This is a genomic window from Mesobaculum littorinae, assembly GCF_004011175.1.
GTDB classification, from domain to species: domain Bacteria; phylum Pseudomonadota; class Alphaproteobacteria; order Rhodobacterales; family Rhodobacteraceae; genus Tranquillimonas; species Tranquillimonas littorinae.
In genome coordinates, this window is sequence record NZ_RQXX01000007.1 from 113,646 (window position 1) to 130,243 (window position 16,598).

General features: G+C 67.9%; 16 protein-coding genes. 13 read left to right on the plus strand and 3 right to left on the minus strand.

What is annotated here, in order from left to right:
• Positions 1–15: 15 nt before the first annotated feature.
• Positions 16–1,044, minus strand: a complete 1,029-nt coding sequence (locus tag EKE94_RS16490) for an ABC transporter ATP-binding protein (protein ID WP_127907729.1) — start codon at positions 1,042–1,044, stop codon at positions 16–18.
• A gap of 101 nt (positions 1,045–1,145) precedes the next feature.
• Entirely contained in the window at positions 1,146–2,150 is a 1,005-nt protein-coding gene (locus tag EKE94_RS16495) for an ABC transporter ATP-binding protein (RefSeq protein WP_127907730.1), read from the minus strand.
• Between the two features lie 212 nt (positions 2,151–2,362).
• On the opposite strand from EKE94_RS16495, the gene argE reads away from it, so the two are divergent.
• From argE to EKE94_RS16515, 4 genes are all read left to right on the plus strand, one after another.
• On the plus strand, positions 2,363–3,523 hold the full coding sequence (gene argE, locus EKE94_RS16500) for an acetylornithine deacetylase (protein ID WP_127907731.1): 1,161 nt from the start codon (positions 2,363–2,365) through the stop codon (positions 3,521–3,523).
• Positions 3,514–4,872, plus strand: a complete 1,359-nt coding sequence (locus EKE94_RS16505; RefSeq protein WP_127907732.1) for an NAD(P)/FAD-dependent oxidoreductase — start codon at positions 3,514–3,516, stop codon at positions 4,870–4,872. The genes argE and EKE94_RS16505 overlap by 10 nt, the downstream gene beginning before the upstream one ends.
• 21 nt (positions 4,873–4,893) lie before the next feature.
• A complete protein-coding gene (locus tag EKE94_RS16510) occupies positions 4,894–6,060 on the plus strand; it encodes a M20 aminoacylase family protein (protein WP_127907733.1) in 1,167 nt (388 codons plus the stop codon).
• Positions 6,061–6,263: 203 nt separating this feature from the next.
• Positions 6,264–7,496 carry a GAF domain-containing sensor histidine kinase gene (locus EKE94_RS16515; RefSeq protein ID WP_164870993.1) on the plus strand — a complete coding sequence of 411 codons (1,233 nt, stop codon included), beginning with the start codon at positions 6,264–6,266 and terminating at the stop codon, positions 7,494–7,496.
• Between the two features lie 30 nt (positions 7,497–7,526).
• Here the strand turns inward: EKE94_RS16515 and moaA are convergent, their stop codons facing one another.
• Positions 7,527–8,534: a GTP 3',8-cyclase MoaA gene (gene moaA, locus EKE94_RS16520; protein WP_127907735.1), complete on the minus strand. Its 1,008-nt coding sequence runs from the start codon at positions 8,532–8,534 to the stop codon at positions 7,527–7,529.
• Positions 8,535–8,710: 176 nt separating this feature from the next.
• Here moaA and EKE94_RS16525 point away from each other — a divergent pair, with 176 nt between their 5' ends.
• From EKE94_RS16525 to EKE94_RS16565, 9 genes are all read left to right on the plus strand, one after another.
• Complete coding sequence (locus EKE94_RS16525; protein ID WP_127907736.1) at positions 8,711–9,211, plus strand: hypothetical protein; 501 nt, start codon at positions 8,711–8,713, stop codon at positions 9,209–9,211.
• A 628-nt stretch (positions 9,212–9,839) separates the two neighbouring features.
• On the plus strand, positions 9,840–10,502 hold the full coding sequence (locus tag EKE94_RS16530) for an HAD-IA family hydrolase (protein ID WP_127907737.1): 663 nt from the start codon (positions 9,840–9,842) through the stop codon (positions 10,500–10,502).
• On the plus strand, positions 10,499–11,755 hold the full coding sequence (locus tag EKE94_RS16535; RefSeq protein ID WP_127907738.1) for a DegT/DnrJ/EryC1/StrS family aminotransferase: 1,257 nt from the start codon (positions 10,499–10,501) through the stop codon (positions 11,753–11,755). Before EKE94_RS16530 ends, EKE94_RS16535 begins: the two co-directional genes overlap by 4 nt.
• 46 nt (positions 11,756–11,801) lie before the next feature.
• Entirely contained in the window at positions 11,802–12,464 is a 663-nt protein-coding gene (locus tag EKE94_RS16540) for a glutathione S-transferase family protein (RefSeq protein WP_127907739.1), read from the plus strand.
• 160 nt (positions 12,465–12,624) lie between these two features.
• On the plus strand, positions 12,625–12,990 hold the full coding sequence (ndhC, locus tag EKE94_RS16545; RefSeq protein ID WP_127907740.1) for an NADH-quinone oxidoreductase subunit A: 366 nt from the start codon (positions 12,625–12,627) through the stop codon (positions 12,988–12,990).
• On the plus strand, positions 12,981–13,514 hold the full coding sequence (locus EKE94_RS16550) for a NuoB/complex I 20 kDa subunit family protein (protein WP_127907741.1): 534 nt from the start codon (positions 12,981–12,983) through the stop codon (positions 13,512–13,514). The genes ndhC and EKE94_RS16550 overlap by 10 nt, the downstream gene beginning before the upstream one ends.
• 12 nt (positions 13,515–13,526) lie before the next feature.
• A complete protein-coding gene (locus tag EKE94_RS16555) occupies positions 13,527–14,141 on the plus strand; it encodes an NADH-quinone oxidoreductase subunit C (RefSeq protein WP_127907742.1) in 615 nt (204 codons plus the stop codon).
• Between the two features lie 41 nt (positions 14,142–14,182).
• The gene (locus tag EKE94_RS16560) at positions 14,183–15,052 is read left to right on the plus strand and encodes a sulfotransferase (RefSeq protein WP_127907743.1); all 870 of its coding nucleotides are present in this window, start codon (positions 14,183–14,185) and stop codon (positions 15,050–15,052) included.
• 15 nt (positions 15,053–15,067) lie between these two features.
• Positions 15,068–16,276, plus strand: a complete 1,209-nt coding sequence (locus tag EKE94_RS16565) for an NADH-quinone oxidoreductase subunit D (RefSeq protein WP_127907744.1) — start codon at positions 15,068–15,070, stop codon at positions 16,274–16,276.
• Positions 16,277–16,598: the final 322 nt, after the last annotated feature.

The following is a 16,598-nucleotide window of genomic DNA, read 5'->3' on the forward strand; positions in this document are numbered from 1 at the left end:
GTCTCCTTGCTGGATTCAAGCTGGCATCGCTGCCGCGGTTTGCTCCGCGGTCTGTGCATCGTTGTAGAGGTGGCAGGCGACGTAGCGGCCGGGGGCCACCTCCCGATACTCGGGGTCGATCCGGTGGCAGACGTCCATCACCCGGGGGCACCGTGTGCAGAAGTTGCAGCCTTCGGGCGGTTTGGCGGGCGAGGGCACGTCGCCCTTCAGGACGGTGCGCTGCTGGGTGTCGTGCAGCACCGGGTCGGGTTCGGGCACGGCGGACAGAAGCGCCTGCGTGTAGGGATGCAGCGGCTCGGCATAGATCGCGTCGCGCGGCGCAAGCTCGGCGATCTTGCCCAGGTACATCACCGCCACGCGGTCGGCGATGTGGCGCACCATCGACAGGTCGTGGCTGATGAAGAGATAGGTCAGCCCGAACTCTTCCTGCAGATCCTCGAGCAGGTTCACCACCTGCGCCTGGATCGACACGTCGAGCGCGGCGATGGGTTCGTCGCAGATGATGAACTTCGGGTTCAGCGCCAGCGCCCGGGCGATCCCGATGCGCTGCCGCTGCCCGCCCGAGAATTCGTGCGGGTAGCGGTTGGCGAAGGCCCGGTTCAGTCCCACCGCATCCATCAGCTGATAGATCCTCTCCTGCCGGTCCTTGCGCGACATCTTCATGTGTTCGACCAGCGGCTCGCCGATGATGCCCGCGACCGTCATCCGGGGGTTCAGGCTGGCCTGCGGGTCCTGGAATACCATCTGCATCACCCGACGCATCCGGCGCAGGCGCTGAGGGCCGGCATCTCCGATCTCGGTGCCGTCGATGCGGACCGATCCGCTGGTCAGGTCGTAAAGCCGCAGCACCGCGCGGCCGCAGGTGGATTTGCCGCAGCCGGATTCCCCCACGAGGCCCAGCGTTTCGCCTTCGTAGATGTCGAAGCTGACGCCATCGACGGCCTTCACCTCGCCCACGCGGGTGCGCAGCACGCCGGCATGGATCGGAAAATGCATCTTGAGGTCGCGCACCTGAACGAGCTTGGCGGCACGGGCGTCAGACATCGGCGGTCTCCTCGCGGCGGGGCCATTGCGGCACGGCGCAGGCCCCCGGCAGGGCCGGGGCAGAGCGGGGCAGGGGCGGGACGCGGTCAGGCATTGCGCGATCAGGCATTGCGGGGGGCATCCGTGGCGGGGTCCCAGAAACAGGCCGCGTCATGCGCGGGGCCGGTGGGAAACCGCGGCGGGTTCTCGGCATCGCAGCGATCGAACCTGTGGCCGCAGCGGAACCGGAAGGGGCAGGCATCGGGGGCCGCGGTCAGGATCGGCGGCTGCCCCTCGATCACCCGCAGCCGCGGCGCGCGGTCGCCCCGCACGCTGGGAACGGTCTTGAGCAGGGCGCGGGTGTAGGGATGCTGGGGATTGGCGAAGAGCTCGCGCACCGGCGCGTGTTCGACGATCTGACCGCCATACATGACCAGAACCCTGTCGGCGATCCCCGCGATCACGCCCAGGTCGTGGGTGATCCAGATGATCGCCATCCCCAGCTTCTGCCGCAGGTCCTTCACCAGCTCCAGGATCTGCGCCTGGATCGTGACGTCGAGCGCGGTGGTCGGTTCGTCCGCGATCAGGACCTCGGGGTCGCAGGCCAGCGCCATCGCGATCATCACCCGCTGCCGCATCCCGCCCGAGAACTGGTGGGGATAGTCCGACAGCCGCCGGGCTGCATCGGGGATACCGACGAGGTCCAGCAGCTCGGCGGCGCGCTTGCGTGCAGCGGCCTTCGACAGTCCCATGTGGCGGCGCAGCGGCTCGCACAGCTGGTAGCCCACCGTGAACACGGGGTTGAGCGAGGTCATCGGGTCCTGGAAGACAAAGCCGATGCGCTTGCCCCGGATGGCGCGCATCGCGGCGGGGCCGGCGCGCAGCAGATCCTGCCCGCCAAACAGCACCTCGCCGCCACGCATCTCGGCGGGGGGCATGGGGACGAGCCCGATCAGCGACATCATCGTGACCGACTTGCCCGATCCGCTTTCGCCGACAACGCCCAGAAGCTCGCCCGGACGCAGGTCGAAACTGACCGAGTTCACGGCATGAACCTCGCCCGATCTGGTACGGAACACCGTCTTCAGATCGCGCACGTCCAGCACCGGCTGGGCCCCGTCCGGCATAGATAGCTCCCTGTGTGTCGGGCTCTTCGGCCCTTTCATCGGCGATCTCGCTGGCCGCCGTCCCAAAACTGTTACCGAATAAAATGCATCCGGCAACAGCCAAAACGGTGACCTTTGGTCAGGGCGTGGGCGATTGCCCAAAGGATGGGCGCCCGGCCTTGACCTTGCGCGCGGCCGGTATCACGCTCGCCTCAACCGAGAAGGGAAGCGCCATGACCACCCGCCTGAAACCACGCGAGATCCTTGGAAAACTCGTCTCGTTCCCGACCGTCAGCCGCGATTCGAACCTCGACCTCGTCGACTGGGTCGAAGGCTACCTGGCCGATCATGGCATCGCCTCGCAGCGGCACTGGAACGAAGACCGCAGCAAGGCCGCGCTTTATGCTTCGGTCGGGCCGGAGGTGCCCGGCGGCGTGGTGCTGTCGGGGCATACCGACGTGGTGCCGGTCGACGGGCAGGACTGGTCGTCGGACCCCTTCGTCCTGCGCGAGGGCGAGGGCAAGCTGTTCGGGCGCGGAGCGGTGGACATGAAGGGCTTCGATGCGCTGGCCATCGACGCGCTGGTGCGCGGGCGCGGCATGTCCCTCGCGCGGCCGATCCAGATCGCGCTCAGCTACGACGAGGAGATCGGCTGCGAGGGCGCGCCGCCCCTGATCGCGGCGATGGCGGACCTGCCGCGCGCCGCCTGCGCTATCATCGGCGAGCCGTCGATGATGCGGCCCGTGACCGGCCACAAGGGCGGCATCGGCTTCGAAGTCACAGTCCACGGGGTCGAGGTGCACTCCTCGCTTCTGCCGCAGGGCGTCAGCGCGATCATGGAGGCCGCGCGGCTGGTCCAGTGGGCCAACGACCGCAACGCCGAGCTTGCCGCCGCACCGCCCGACGCGATGGCGGCCCTGTTCGATCCGCCCTTCACCACGCTGCACGTGGGCAAGATCGCGGGCGGCACCGCCCACAACATCACCGCGCGGGAATGCCGGTTCTTCATCGAGATGCGCTGCGTGCCGTCGGACCCGGTCGAAACCTGGCGCGATGCCTTCCTGGCCGAGGTCGCCCGGGTCGAGGCGGCGATGCAGGCCGTCCGCCCGGAGGCCCGGATCGACGTACGCCCGACCTTCGGCGTGCCGGCGCTTGCCCCCGAAACGGACGGGGCGGCCGAGGAAACCGTGCGCCGGATCACCGGTGACAACGCCCGCCACGTGGTCAGCTACGGCACCGAGGCGGGGCATTTCCAGACGGCGGGCTATTCCTCGGTCGTGTGCGGGCCGGGCGACATCGCGCAGGCGCACCAGGCCGACGAATTCATCACCATTCCCCAGTTCGAGGCGGGCGAAGCCTTCATGACCGATCTGCTGGAGAGCCTATGCCGCTAGACCTGCCCGACGGCCCCGTGACCGAGGCGCGCCCGCTGGAACATCGCGGCAGCCTGCCCGCCGAGGCCGACGTCGTCGTCATCGGCGGCGGCGTCGCGGGGGTGATGACGGCCTGGTTCTGCCGCAAGGCGGGGCAGCGCGTGGTGCTGGTGGAAAAGGGCCGGGTGGCGGGCGAACAGTCGTCGCGCAACTGGGGCTGGATCCGCCAGCAGGGCCGCGATCCCGCAGAATTGCCCATCGTGATGGAGGCGCAGCGCATCTGGACGGCGATGCAGGCCGAAACCAACGAGGATCTGGGCCTGCGCCAGACCGGCACCGCCTACCTGATCCGCAACCGGGCCGACCTGAACCGCTACGAGAAATGGATGCCCTTCGCGCACGAACACGGGCTCGACAGCCGGATGCTGACGCAGAAGGAAACCGCCGATCTGCTGCCCGGCGCGGCGACGACGTGGCACGGCGCGCTCTGGACCGCCTCGGACATGCGGGCCGAGCCATGGATCGCCGTCCCCGCGCTGGCCCGCGCCGCGGTGCGCGAAGGCGTCGTGATCCGCGAAGGCTGTGCCGCGCGGCGGCTGGATATCGAGGCTGGCCGGGTGGCCGGCGTCGTCACCGAGCTGGGCCGGATCCGCGCCCCGCGCGTGGTGCTGGCGGGCGGCGCGTGGTCCTCGCTGTTCCTGCGGGCGCACGGCATCGCGATCCCGCAGCTCTCGGTGCGCTCGACCGTCGTCGCGACCCAGGCACTGCCCGAGGTGTTCGACGGCTGTGCCGCCGATGACCGCATCGCCTTTCGCCGCCGGGCCGACGGGGGCTATTCGCTTGCACCGTCGAACTACCATGACTTCTACATCGGACCCGACGCCTTTCGCGCATTCCGCAGCTTCGTGCCGCAGTTGCGCAGCGATCCCTTCGGGTCGGCCTACCGCCCCGCGGCACCCGCGGGCTATCCCGACGCGTGGCGCACGCGGCGGAACTGGACGGGCGACGAGGTGACGCCGTTCGAGCGGATGCGGGTGCTGAACCCGCCCCCGCACGCGGGCAAGGCGCAGGAGGCGGCAAAGCTCTTCGGGGCGGCATTCCCGCAGCTGGGCGAGGTCCGGGTCCGGGCCGCCTGGGCGGGGATGATCGACACCATGCCCGATACCGTACCGGTGATCGACCGGGCGGACAGCCTGCCGGGCCTGGTGATCCTCACGGGCCTCTCAGGCCACGGCTTCGGCATCGGGCCGGGGGTGGGGCGCGTCGCGGCTGACCTTGCCATGGACCGCGCGCCGGGCCACGATCTGTCCCGGTTCCGGTTGTCGCGCTTCTCCGACGGCTCGAAGATCGACCTCGGACCGCATCTCTGACACGCCGAAGGAGCGCGCCGCATGCCCGTCAAGAACCGCCTCGCCGAATTGCATGACACGATCACCGAATGGCGCCGGGATCTGCATGAAAACCCCGAGATCCTGTTCGAAACGCATCGCACCGCCGCCATCGTCGCAGCCAAGCTGCGCGACTTCGGATGTGACGAGGTGGTCGAGGGGATCGGGCGCACCGGCGTCGTCGGGCTGATCCGCGGTCGCCGGACCGACTCGGGGCGTACCATCGGCCTGCGCGCCGACATGGACGCCCTGCCGATAGAAGAGGCAACGGGCCTCGCCTATGCCTCGAAAACGCCCGGCGCGATGCATGCCTGCGGGCACGACGGACATACCGCGATGCTTCTGGGCGCGGCGCAGTATCTGGCCGAGACGCGCAATTTCGACGGCACGGTCGCGGTCATCTTCCAGCCCGCGGAAGAGGGCGGCGGCGGCGGCCGCGAGATGGTCGAGGACGGGATGATGGACCGTTTCGGCATCGAAGAGGTCTATGGCATGCACAACTGGCCGGGCCAGCCGCTTGGCAGTTTCGCGATCCGCGCGGGGTCCTTCTTTGCCGCGACGGACCTCTTCGAGGTCACGATCGAGGGCCGCGGCGGTCACGCCGCCAAGCCGCACGAGACGGTCGATCCCACGCTGGCCGGCGCGCACGTGGTGACCGCGCTGCAATCCATCGCCGCGCGCAACGTCGATCCGGTGATGCAGGCGGTGATCTCGGTCACCTCGTTCGAGACGTCGTCGAAGGCGTTCAACGTGATCCCCAGCCGGGTGCACCTGAAGGGCACGGTGCGCACGCTGGACGAGGGCGTGCACGATCTGGTCGAACGGCGCTTTTCCGAGATCGTCGAAGGCACCGCCGCCGCGATGGGCTGCACCGCCCGGGTCAGCTATACCCGGAACTATCCCGTGATGGTGAACTCGGACGCGCAGACCGCGTTCGCGGCCGATGTCGCGCGCGCCGTTTCGGGCAGCTGCGAAGAGGCGCCCCTGGTCATGGGGGGCGAGGATTTCTCGTTCATGCTGAACGCGCGGCCGGGGGCCTATATCCTGGTGGGCAACGGCGATACGGCGGCGGTTCACCACCCGGAATACGATTTCAACGACGCCGCGATTCCCGCGGGCTGTTCGTGGTGGGCCGAAATCGTAGAGCGGCGGCTGCCCGTCGACGGGTGAGGGGGGCTGCGGTGCCCCCTTGGCCGGTATGGGCCATCATGCCTGGCCCGGTGGCCGCGTCGGTTGGCCCCGGGCCGCGGCGCCAGGGCAACAGGTCGCGAAAACCGGCGGACACCGGATCGGGGCGTCTTCGCTGCGCCTGACGGCAGCTCAACCATTAGGTATAACGGTCAGTTAGTAGTGACCCGAGTATGATTGCCCCCATGCGCACCTATCCGATTCCATTCAACGAAGCCGATCGCCTTGCCGCCCTGCGTGCCTGCATGGCCCGGAAGGAAAAGGAAGGGGCCGTTTTCGATGCGATGGCGGAGGCGGCGCGCAGCCTTCTGCGCGGCGGCGCCGGGCTCGTCAGCCTTGTCGAGGAGGACGAGCAGGTCTTTACCGGCATGGTCGGGCTGGATCAGCGGGCCACGCCGCGTAACTGGTCGTTCTGCGCCCATACAATTACCACCGATGCGCCGATGGTCGTGCTCGATACGCACGAGGATCCCCGCTTTGCCGACCAGTACCTGGTGCGCAACGCGCCGCATATTCGGTTTTACGCGGGCGCACCCATCATTCTTGCCTCGGGGCATCGCATCGGCAGCCTGTGCGTGCTGGACTGGGAGCCGCGCGAGATGCCCGCCCCGCACGAGATCGAGACGCTCGTGAACCTCGCGCGCTCGGCAGCGGCCCTATTCGATTCCCCCGCCGCCGCCGAGACGCCGCAGCACGAGGCCGATTCCGACTTGCAGGCCGAGTTCATGGCCCTGATCGCCCATGAACTGCGCACCCCGGTCGCGGTGATGTACGGCAATGCGCGCCTGCTGGAAACGCGTCTTCCCGACGGGCTGGAGCACCGGATGACCCGGGCCATCCGACGCTCCTGCGAAAATCTGACAGGGTTGATCAACTCCGTGATCAACTATGCCGATGCCTCGACGGGCGAGCTGGCCATCAACACCCGGAAGATGGATCTGCCCCTGCTGCTGGAGGATATAATCGAGGCCGAGCTTCCGGTGTTCCATGCCAACGACAAGGACGTCTGCCTGATCCAGTCGGATCTCGAGGCATGGGTGGACCTCGATCCCGACCATATCCGCATCGCCCTGACGAACGTGATCGAAAATGCGCGTCTGCACGGCGGCTCGTGCCTGACCGTGACGGTCAACCGGGATGAGTTGGGCCATGTCGAGCTGCGGTTCAGCGATAATGGCCAGTTGAAGGACAAGGCCGCGATCGAGAAACTCTACCAGCCGTTCCGCGTGGGCGAGAATGTCGACACCCGCTCCGTGGGGGGCTTGGGGCTTGGCCTGCCCCTGACGCGCAAGATCATCGAGCTGCACGGCGGCGACATGGGGGTCGAGGCCGGAGAGTTCGGGACCAGCGTCGTCCTGCGTCTGCCGGGCTGGCGGGTCACGGAAGAAGAGCCCGCTCTGAAGCTCTCTTCCGGCTAGGGGGCGGGCCGGGGGGAACCCGGGGAGTTTTCAGCCGCCCGTATGGCTCATATGCCGGGGCATCTGGCCGTCCAGCCGCTGCCGCGAATAGTCGAAATCATGGCCCTTGGGTTTCAGCGCGATGGCCGCGCGGATCGCGTTGTCCAGTGCCCTGTCGTCGCCCGGGAAATCCCGCAGCGGGGCGCGTAGGTCGGCCATGTCTTCCTGCCCCAGACACATGTAAAGCTCGCCCGTGCAGGTCAGCCGAACGCGGTTGCAGCTTTCGCAGAAATTGTGGCTGAGTGGCGTGATGAAGCCGATACGCTGACCGGTTTCCTCCAGCCGGACATAACGGGCGGGCCCGCCGGTGCGGTCGGGCAGGTCGGTGACGGTGTAGTGCTGCGCCAGCGCGCTGCGCACGTCCTTCAGCGACCAGTACTGCCCCAGCCGATCCTCGTTGCCGATATCGCCCATCGGCATGACCTCGATCCATGTCAGATCCATGCCGCGCGCCGCGCACCATTCGGTCATCGGCAAGAGCTCGTCCTCGTTGAAGCCCTTCAGCGCGACCGCGTTGATCTTGACGTGGATGCCTGCGGCCTGCGCCGCGTCGATCCCCTTCAGCACCTGGGGAAGCCGGCCCCAGCGGGTGACGCGGGCGAACTTCTCCTCGTCCAGCGTGTCGAGCGACACATTGATCCGGCGAATGCCCGCGGCATAAAGCGCATCGGCGAAACGGGCGAGCTGCGATCCGTTGGTGGTGATCGTCATCTCGTCCAGCGCGCCACTGTCGAGATGGCGTTTCATGCCGTCGAAGAAGGTCATGATATCGCGCCGCACAAGGGGCTCGCCACCGGTGATCCGCAGCTTGCGCACGCCGAGGCCGACGAAGGACGAACACATCCGGTCGAGCTCTTCCAGCGTCAGAAGCTCTTTCTTCGGCAGGAAGGTCATGTTTTCCGCCATGCAGTAGACGCAGCGGAAATCGCAGCGGTCCGTGACCGACACCCGGAGGTAGTCGATGCGGCGCTGGAACGGATCGATTAGGGGCGCGGTCATGCCTTGGAGAGTAGGTGCCGCGGCGGTGCGGGACAAGGCCCCAAGGTCGGGGGCCGAGCGGGGCTCCGCATGTGGCAGGGTCGTCGGGTAGCCATCGGCCGGGGCGACAGCGCCTCGCCGCCGGGTCGCACGCGACCCATGTTCCCCCGTCGGGCGGACTAGGGTATCGTGACGCCATGAAACAGTATCTCGCCCTTTCCGCCATGGTCGCGCTGGCGGCCTGCTCGAACCTTCCCAATCCGTTCGGTCGCGGTCCCGGCCAGACGGTCCCCGCCGCGGCGGGCCCGCAGGAGACCGGCGTGCCCGCCACCACCGGCGATCCCGTGCGGCCGCAGGCCCCGGCGCCCACCACGGCCGCACGCACCGCCGACGATTTCGACACGGTGTCCGAAGAGGAGAAGGCCGCCGCGACGATGGCACCCACGGGCGGCGAGACGCGGTTGTGCGAAACCGTTGCCTCTCTGGGCGACCCGACCGATCCGGGCCTGTGGGTCAAGACGCCGCTGGTGTCCGAGACGCGGTCAGGCCGGATCGAGTACCCGTCCACTGGCAAGAGCGCGTCGGTCGAGCTGCGCCCTCGCGGCGGGTCGGGCGGCAGCGAGGTGTCGCTCGCCGCTCTCCGCCTGATCGACGCGCCGCTGACCGATCTGCCCACGCTGGTCGTCTACGCCGAGTGACGCGGGCGCGGGTGCGCTCCCAACGGACCTGAAGGGGCAGGGCCGGGCGGGGCGCCGTTCCTCACGGCGGGCCCGCAGTCTCTGCCAGGCAGAGTAACGTGTATTGTCCCGGCATGACGGCGGCTGCCAGGCCTTTTAAGAATGGCCGGGCAGCCGGGCCGGGAATACGGTCGCGGCCCATGCCGGACAGGGCTGCGATGTGCGACATGCGCCGTTAGGCCCTCTCCGGGCCGGGTGTCTTCCACCCTCGGCTGGGCTTGCTGGGCCGCCTTCGGAGCTGATGCACGCGCTCGTTGTGGCGAACAGGGACGGCATGAGGCGATACCTGCGGAGGGAACCAGCCTCGGGTTCGTGTATCGAACAAAGAAGTACTGATAAGTGAATGTTTGGTATAGTAATTAAGACTGTATACAATTATCACACCCATCCCCTTTCGGGCCTTCCGGGTTAGCCTGAGGTGGTCCGCTCTGCGCCATGAGGGGGAAGTCATTCGTCGGGTCGTCGATCTGTGGGCGGCTCTTTCGTTTTCTGCCAAGCCGGTCTACGCCTTGGGCTCATCGTACCGCGAGCTTGGGCGATCGAACTTGTCTACACGGTCTTCCACCCCGCATATCCGCCGGAGCCTCCCATGCGCTGCGTGATCTTCGACCTTGACGGCACGCTGGCCGATACCTCGGCCGATCTGGCCGCGGCGGCGAATGCCTGCTTCCGCGAGGCGGGGTATGGCGAACTGCTGGACCCCGTGGCCGACCGGGGCGCAGCCCTGCGCGGCGGACGGTCCATGCTGCGCCTCGGCTTCGCGCGGCTGGGCCGCCCAGAATCAGACGAGATCGACGCCCTCTATCCCCGCCTGCTTGAGCATTACGGCGCCAACCTGCTGGTGCACAGCACGCTTTTTCCCGGGGTGGCCGAGGCCGTCGCGGCGCTGACCGCGCGGGGCTACAGGATCGGCATCTGCACCAACAAGCCCGAGGCGATGGCGCATGATCTGATGACCGGCCTGGGTGCGCGCGACTGGTTCGGCGCGCTGGTCGGGGCCGACACCCTGACGGTGAAAAAGCCCGATCCTGCCGCGCTGCGAGAGGCCGTCGACCGGGTGGGCGGTGACATGGGCGCGACCGTGCTGGTGGGCGATACCGAAACCGACCATCGCACCGCGCGGGCCGCCGGGGCGAAATCGCTGCTCGTCACCTTCGGGCCTGAGGGTGGGGATATCGCGCGGCTCGCGCCCGACGGCCTCTTGCATCATTTCGACGACCTGGGGGCCGAGGTCGAAAGGCTGATCGGATGACCGGGCGCTCCTCCGACCACCCCTCGGACCGCCCCTCCGACCGCTTCCGGGGCAGCTTTACCCGCCAGTCGCCGCTGCCCGAGGCGGCGATCGCAGCGGCGACGGAGGTGCTGCGCCACGGCCGGTTGCATCGCTACACCCTGGCCCCCGGCGAGGCGGGCGAGGCCACGCTGCTGGAAGAGGAATTCGCCGCCTGGCAGGGCGCACGGTACTGCGTGGCGCTGGCCTCGGGCGGTCAGGCCCTGGCGATCGCGCTGCGCGCCGCGGGGGTGCGCCCGGACGAGCCGGTGCTGACCAACGCCTTCACCCTGGCGCCCGTGCCCGGCGCCATCGCCGCGGTGGGGGCGCGGCCGGTACTGGTCGAGGTGGCGGAGGACCTGACCATCGACCTTGACGACCTGGCGGCGCGCGCGACTGAGACCGGGGCGCGGTGGCTGCTGCTCAGCCACATGCGCGGTCATATATGCGACATGGATCGCCTGTGCCGGGTGGCCGATGCCGCGGGCCTGCGGGTGATCGAGGATTGCGCGCATACCATGGGGGCGCGGTGGGACGGCGTCCGCTCGGGTCGGCACGGGATCGCGGCATGCTTCTCGACCCAGACCTACAAGCACATGAACTCGGGCGAGGGCGGTCTGCTGACGACGGATGATCCCGACCTGGCGGCCCGCGCCGTGCTGATGTCGGGCAGCTACATGCTGTACGACCGGCACCGCGCCGCGCCGGGGACCGAGGTCTTTGACCGTCACCGCACTGCTGTTCCCAACATGTCGGCGCGGATGGATGACCTGCGTGCCGCCATCCTGCGCCCGCAGCTGGCGGGACTCGACGCGGCCTGCGCCGAATGGACGGCGCTTTATCGCGTGGTGGAAGCCGGCCTGCGCGGCACGCCGGGCCTGACGCTGATCGACCGGCCTGCGCGCGAGGGGTTCGTCGGCTCTTCGATCCAGTTCCGCCTGCAGGGCTGGTCAGCCCGCGCCATCGGGGCGGTGCTGGAGGGCTGCGCCGCGCGCGGGGTGGACCTGCGCTGGTTCGGTGCGGCGCGGGCGCAGGGCTATACCTCGACCTACCGTCACTGGGGCGGGGCCGCGGGCGCCACGCCCGATTTGCCGCGGACCGACGCCGTGCTGGCGGGGCTGATCGACATGCGCCTGCCGCTCAGCTTTTCGCGAGAGGATGGCGCCACGGTCGCGCGCATCGTGTCCGACGAGGTGTCGCATGCGCAGGCCCTTGCCGGGGACGTGGCGGAATGATCGGCCGCGCTTTACCCCGGGGCCGGGCCGTGCTTTCTAGCGCGTCATGATAACCCTTCATCATTGCCACGACACGCGGTCGATGCGTGTCCTGTGGCTGCTTAACGAGCTTGACCTGACATACACCCTGTCGGTCTATCCCTTCGACGCAACGCTGCGATCCCCGGCCTACCTGACGCTCAACCCCGTGGGCCGCGTGCCCACGATCGAGATCGATGGCGAGACGATCTGGGAGTCGGGGGCGATTCTCGAATTCCTCTGCGAACGCTTCCCCGAACGCGGGTTGGGGCGTCTGCCGGGTGATATCGACCGGCCCGACTACCTGATCTGGCTTCACTTTGCCGAGACCGTCAGCCACCATGTCGGCGCCCTGATCCAGCAGCACATGGTGCTGGACGACACCGTGCGCTCGCCCACGCTGATGAAGATCGAGGCGGCGCGACTGGCCAAGTGCTACGGCGCGATCGAGGCGCGGCTTTCGACACCGCTGGAAAACCGCGACTACCTTCTGACCAGCGGCTTTTCCGCGGCCGATATCGCCTGCGGGCAGGCGGTTTACATGGCGCGCCACTTCCTGCCGCTCGACGCCTTTCCCGAAACCGCCGCGTGGTACGACCGGCTGACCGAGCGGCCGGGCTTCGTCGCCGCACTGCCGCCCGAGGACGTGCAGCGCATCTTCACGCAGGCCTATTACCCGGTGCCGGACTGACAGGACCTGCCGGCAGGCCGCTGCGCCCCGCCGGCGCGCGGCCGACCCCGGGCGCCGCCTGCTTGCGTCACGGCAGGGCCCTGTGGCCGGCGCGGTTCTGTTGACCCCCGGCGGCGGCGGGACTAAACCGCAGGGAACGCCGGTCCAAAGGAGCCACCCAGTGCAAGACCTGGTCGCCAATTACGCCCCGATCCTGATCTTCATCGCGCTTGCCGTCGCTCTCGGCCTCGTGCTTCTGGCCGCCGCGGCGATCGTCGCCGTGCGCGCCCCCGATCCCGAAAAGGTGTCGGCTTACGAATGCGGGTTCAACGCCTTCGACGACGCGCGAATGAAATTCGACGTCCGGTTCTACCTTGTGTCGATCCTCTTCATTATCTTTGATCTCGAGATCGCGTTCCTGTTCCCGTGGGCGGTGACGTTCCCGGTCATGACCGATCTCGCCTTCTGGTCGATGATGGTGTTCCTCACCGTTCTCACCGTCGGCTTCGCTTACGAATGGAAGAAGGGGGCCCTCGAATGGGAGTGAGCACCGCAACCTATGATGCCGGCCCGGACAAGGAGGTCGCCACGCAGAGCCTGAACCGTGAGCTGACGGACAAGGGTTTCCTGCTGACCTCGACCGACGACATCATCAACTGGGCGCGGACCGGCAGCCTGCACTGGATGACGTTCGGCTTGGCGTGCTGCGCGGTCGAGATGATGCAGACCTCGATGCCGCACTACGACCTGGAACGCTTCGGCATGGCGCCGCGCGCCAGCCCGCGGCAGTCCGACCTGATGATCGTCGCCGGCACGCTGACCAACAAGATGGCGCCGGCGCTGCGCAAGGTCTACGACCAGATGCCCGAGCCGCGCTACGTGATCTCGATGGGGTCCTGCGCCAATGGCGGCGGCTATTACCACTACAGCTATTCGGTGGTACGTGGCTGCGACCGCATCGTGCCCGTGGACGTCTATGTCCCCGGCTGCCCGCCGACCGCCGAGGCCCTGCTTTACGGGCTCTTGCAGCTGCAGCGCAAGATCCGCCGCACCGGCACCATCACCCGCTAGGAGGCGCGCCAGATGTCCGACGTCCTGAACGAACTCGGCACCCATATCGAGGCGCGCCGCACCGATTGTGTGCTGAGCTGGAGCATCGCCTATGGCGAGCTCACGCTCGACATCGCGCCGGGATCGGTGGTGTCGATGGTCGAATTCCTGAAGACCGACCAGACCTGCCGCTTTACCAGCCTCGTCGACATCACCGCGGTAGACCACCCCGAGCGGGACGCGCGGTTCGACGTGGTCTACCACTTCCTGTCGATGCACCAGAACCAGCGCATCCGTCTTCGGGTCGGCGTGCGCGAGGAAGAGATGCTGCCGTCGATCATCGATGTGCACCCCTCGGCCAACTGGTTCGAACGCGAGGTGTTCGACATGTTCGGCATCCTGTTCTCGGGCCATCCCGACCTGCGCCGCATCCTGACCGATTACGGATTCCGCGGGCATCCGCTGCGCAAGGACTTCCCCACCACGGGCTACACCGAGGTGCGCTATGACGAAGAGCAGAAGCGCGTGGTCTACGAGCCGGTTCGCCTGGTCCAGGAATACCGCCAGTTCGATTTCATGAGCCCGTGGGAAGGCGCCGACTACATCCTGCCGGGCGACGAAAAGACCACGACGGAGCCGCCGAAATGACGGCGGGCATCCGCCGGTCCGCGGACTGACGGTCAGGGGCCATGACAGATCCCGTCGTGATGTTCTGCACGGGCGCCACCAAGGCGGGCACCAGCTGGCTGCACGAGGTGCTGTCGGACCATCCCGAATGCCACTTTCGCAGCGTCAAGGAGCTGCACTACTTCGACGCCCTCGAGCATGATCAACGGGAGGGGCAGGCGGCGCAGATCCGCAAGCATACCGACATCCTGCGCGGTCGGCTGGAGGATGCCCCCGCGGCACGGTTGGCCGATATCGCCCGCCGCATCGCCGACCGCGAAGCCTGGCTGCCGGTGATCGAACGTGGAAACCTGCAGGCCTATACCGGCTACCTGACCGACGGGGTGGGGAAAGCGCGGGTCGTGGGCGACGTGACGCCCGCCTATGCGCTGTTGCCCGAACGACGCCTGCGCGAAATGGCGGCGATCGCGCCCGACGTGCGATTCGTCTACCTCCTGCGCGATCCGGTCGCCCGGCTCTGGAGCCACGTGCGCATGATCGCCACCCGGCGCGGGGGCGGCGCGCTCGACCCCAAGAGGGCGCGCAACGTGTTGCGCCGCACCCTGGGCGGAGAGGAAACGGAAATCGCGGTGCGCGGCGATTACGCTGCCGCGCTGACCCGGCTCGATGCCGCGGTCTCGCCCCAGCGGCGGCTCGTGCTATTTTACGAGGACGCGGTCGCGCCCGGCGGGCTGGATCCGCTGTGCGATTTCCTCGGGATCGGCCGGGTGCAGGGCAGTGACCGTCGCGTCCATGCCGGCACGCGGCTGGACATGACCGACGAACAGCGCGACAAGGCGCGGGACTGGCTCGCGCCGCAATACGATTTCGTGGCCCGCAGGATGGGCCGGCTGCCCGACGCATGGGAAAATTCCCGTGGGCGGCGAAGCTAACGAGGATCTTTTCAGATGGACGGACAATTCAACGACGCCCAGACCGGCGAACAGAAGATCCGGAACTTCAACCTGAACTTCGGCCCGCAGCACCCCGCGGCGCACGGCGTGCTGCGCCTTGTGCTCGAGCTCGACGGCGAAATCGTCGAACGCTGCGATCCGCATATCGGCCTTCTGCATCGCGGCACCGAAAAGTTGATGGAAAGCCGCACCTACCTGCAGAACCTGCCCTATCTCGACCGGCTGGACTATGTCTCGCCGATGTCGATGGAGCATTCCTACTGCCTCGCCATCGAGAAACTGACAGGTACCCCGGTGCCGCGCCGGGCCCAGCTGATCCGGGTGCTCTTCTCCGAAATCACCCGGGTGCTGAACCACCTGATGAACGTCACCACGCAGGCTATGGACGTGGGCGCGCTGACCCCGCCGCTCTGGGGCTTTTCCGAGCGGGAAAAGCTCATGGGCTTTTACGAGGCTGCCAGCGGCGGGCGCATGCACGCGGCCTATTTCCGCCCCGGCGGCGTGCATCAGGACCTGACGCCCAAGCTCATCGACGACATCGATGCCTGGGCCGATCACTTCCCGAAGGTGCTGAACGACCTCAACAGCCTGCTGACGGACAACCGGATCTTCAAGCAGCGCAACGTCGACATCTGCAAGGTCAGCCAGCAGGAATGCCTCGAATGGGGCTTCTCGGGCGTGATGGTGCGCGGCTCGGGCCTGGCATGGGACCTTCGGCGTGCGCAGCCCTACGAATGCTATGACGAGTTCGAGTTCCAGGTGCCCGTCGGCGTCAACGGCGACTGCTTCGACCGCTACCTCTGCCGGATGGCCGAGATGCGCGAATCGACCAAGATCATCCAGCAGGCCCTGACCAAGCTCAGGGCCGAGCCCGGGCCGGTGATGACGCGCGGCAAGATCAGCCCGCCCAAGCGCGGCGACATGAAGACCTCGATGGAGGCGTTGATCCACCACTTCAAGCTCTACACCGAGGGCTTTCACGTGCCTGAGGGCGAGGTCTACGCCTGCGTCGAGGCGCCGAAGGGGGAATTCGGCGTCTACATGGTGTCGGACGGTACCAACCGCCCCTACCGCATCAAGCTTCGCTCGCCGGACTACCTGCATCTGCAGGCCATGGACCACGTCTCCAAGGGTCACCAGCTGGCCGACGTGGCCGCGATCATCGGCTCGCTCGACGTCGTGTTCGGCGGCGTCGACCGCTGATCCCGGCCGCACCGCGTGCCGCGCCCGTCGGGGCCGGCACGCGGAGGGCCGCCCCCCATCACGACGCCCGCCGCCGCACCGGCGATACCGCCGCCCCGCGCCGCCCGGGCCCATCCCCTAGCGCCCTTAGTGTTTCTTCTCTTCAAAAATACTCCCGCCGGAGGCTCCGACGCCGGCCAGCTGCGGCCACGGGTTCATGTCTCGCACCCCTCACGCGCCCGACATCCATAAGGCCCTGCCCGCGCCACGCCGCCGGTGACACGCCTCCCATGCCGCGCCGCCTGAAAGCGGCGCCACCTCCCGCGCCAGGCCGCCCATGATG

Bases quoted from the DNA above. Each gene is read 5' to 3' on its own strand.
- EKE94_RS16565 (WP_127907744.1), top strand. From the start codon at position 15,068: ATGGACGGACAATTCAACGACGCCCAGACCGGCGAACAGAAGATCCGG.
- EKE94_RS16525 (WP_127907736.1), top strand. From the start codon at position 8,711: ATGAAACAGTATCTCGCCCTTTCCGCCATGGTCGCGCTGGCGGCCTGC.
- argE (WP_127907731.1), top strand. From the start codon at position 2,363: ATGACCACCCGCCTGAAACCACGCGAGATCCTTGGAAAACTCGTCTCG.
- moaA (WP_127907735.1), bottom strand. From the start codon at position 8,534: ATGACCGCGCCCCTAATCGATCCGTTCCAGCGCCGCATCGACTACCTC.
- EKE94_RS16505 (WP_127907732.1), top strand. From the start codon at position 3,514: ATGCCGCTAGACCTGCCCGACGGCCCCGTGACCGAGGCGCGCCCGCTG.
- EKE94_RS16550 (WP_127907741.1), top strand. From the start codon at position 12,981: ATGGGAGTGAGCACCGCAACCTATGATGCCGGCCCGGACAAGGAGGTC.
- EKE94_RS16540 (WP_127907739.1), top strand. From the start codon at position 11,802: ATGATAACCCTTCATCATTGCCACGACACGCGGTCGATGCGTGTCCTG.
- EKE94_RS16560 (WP_127907743.1), top strand. From the start codon at position 14,183: ATGACAGATCCCGTCGTGATGTTCTGCACGGGCGCCACCAAGGCGGGC.
- EKE94_RS16515 (WP_164870993.1), top strand. From the start codon at position 6,264: ATGCGCACCTATCCGATTCCATTCAACGAAGCCGATCGCCTTGCCGCC.
- EKE94_RS16495 (WP_127907730.1), bottom strand. From the start codon at position 2,150: ATGCCGGACGGGGCCCAGCCGGTGCTGGACGTGCGCGATCTGAAGACG.
- EKE94_RS16490 (WP_127907729.1), bottom strand. From the start codon at position 1,044: ATGTCTGACGCCCGTGCCGCCAAGCTCGTTCAGGTGCGCGACCTCAAG.
- EKE94_RS16510 (WP_127907733.1), top strand. From the start codon at position 4,894: ATGCCCGTCAAGAACCGCCTCGCCGAATTGCATGACACGATCACCGAA.
- EKE94_RS16555 (WP_127907742.1), top strand. From the start codon at position 13,527: ATGTCCGACGTCCTGAACGAACTCGGCACCCATATCGAGGCGCGCCGC.
- EKE94_RS16530 (WP_127907737.1), top strand. From the start codon at position 9,840: ATGCGCTGCGTGATCTTCGACCTTGACGGCACGCTGGCCGATACCTCG.
- EKE94_RS16535 (WP_127907738.1), top strand. From the start codon at position 10,499: ATGACCGGGCGCTCCTCCGACCACCCCTCGGACCGCCCCTCCGACCGC.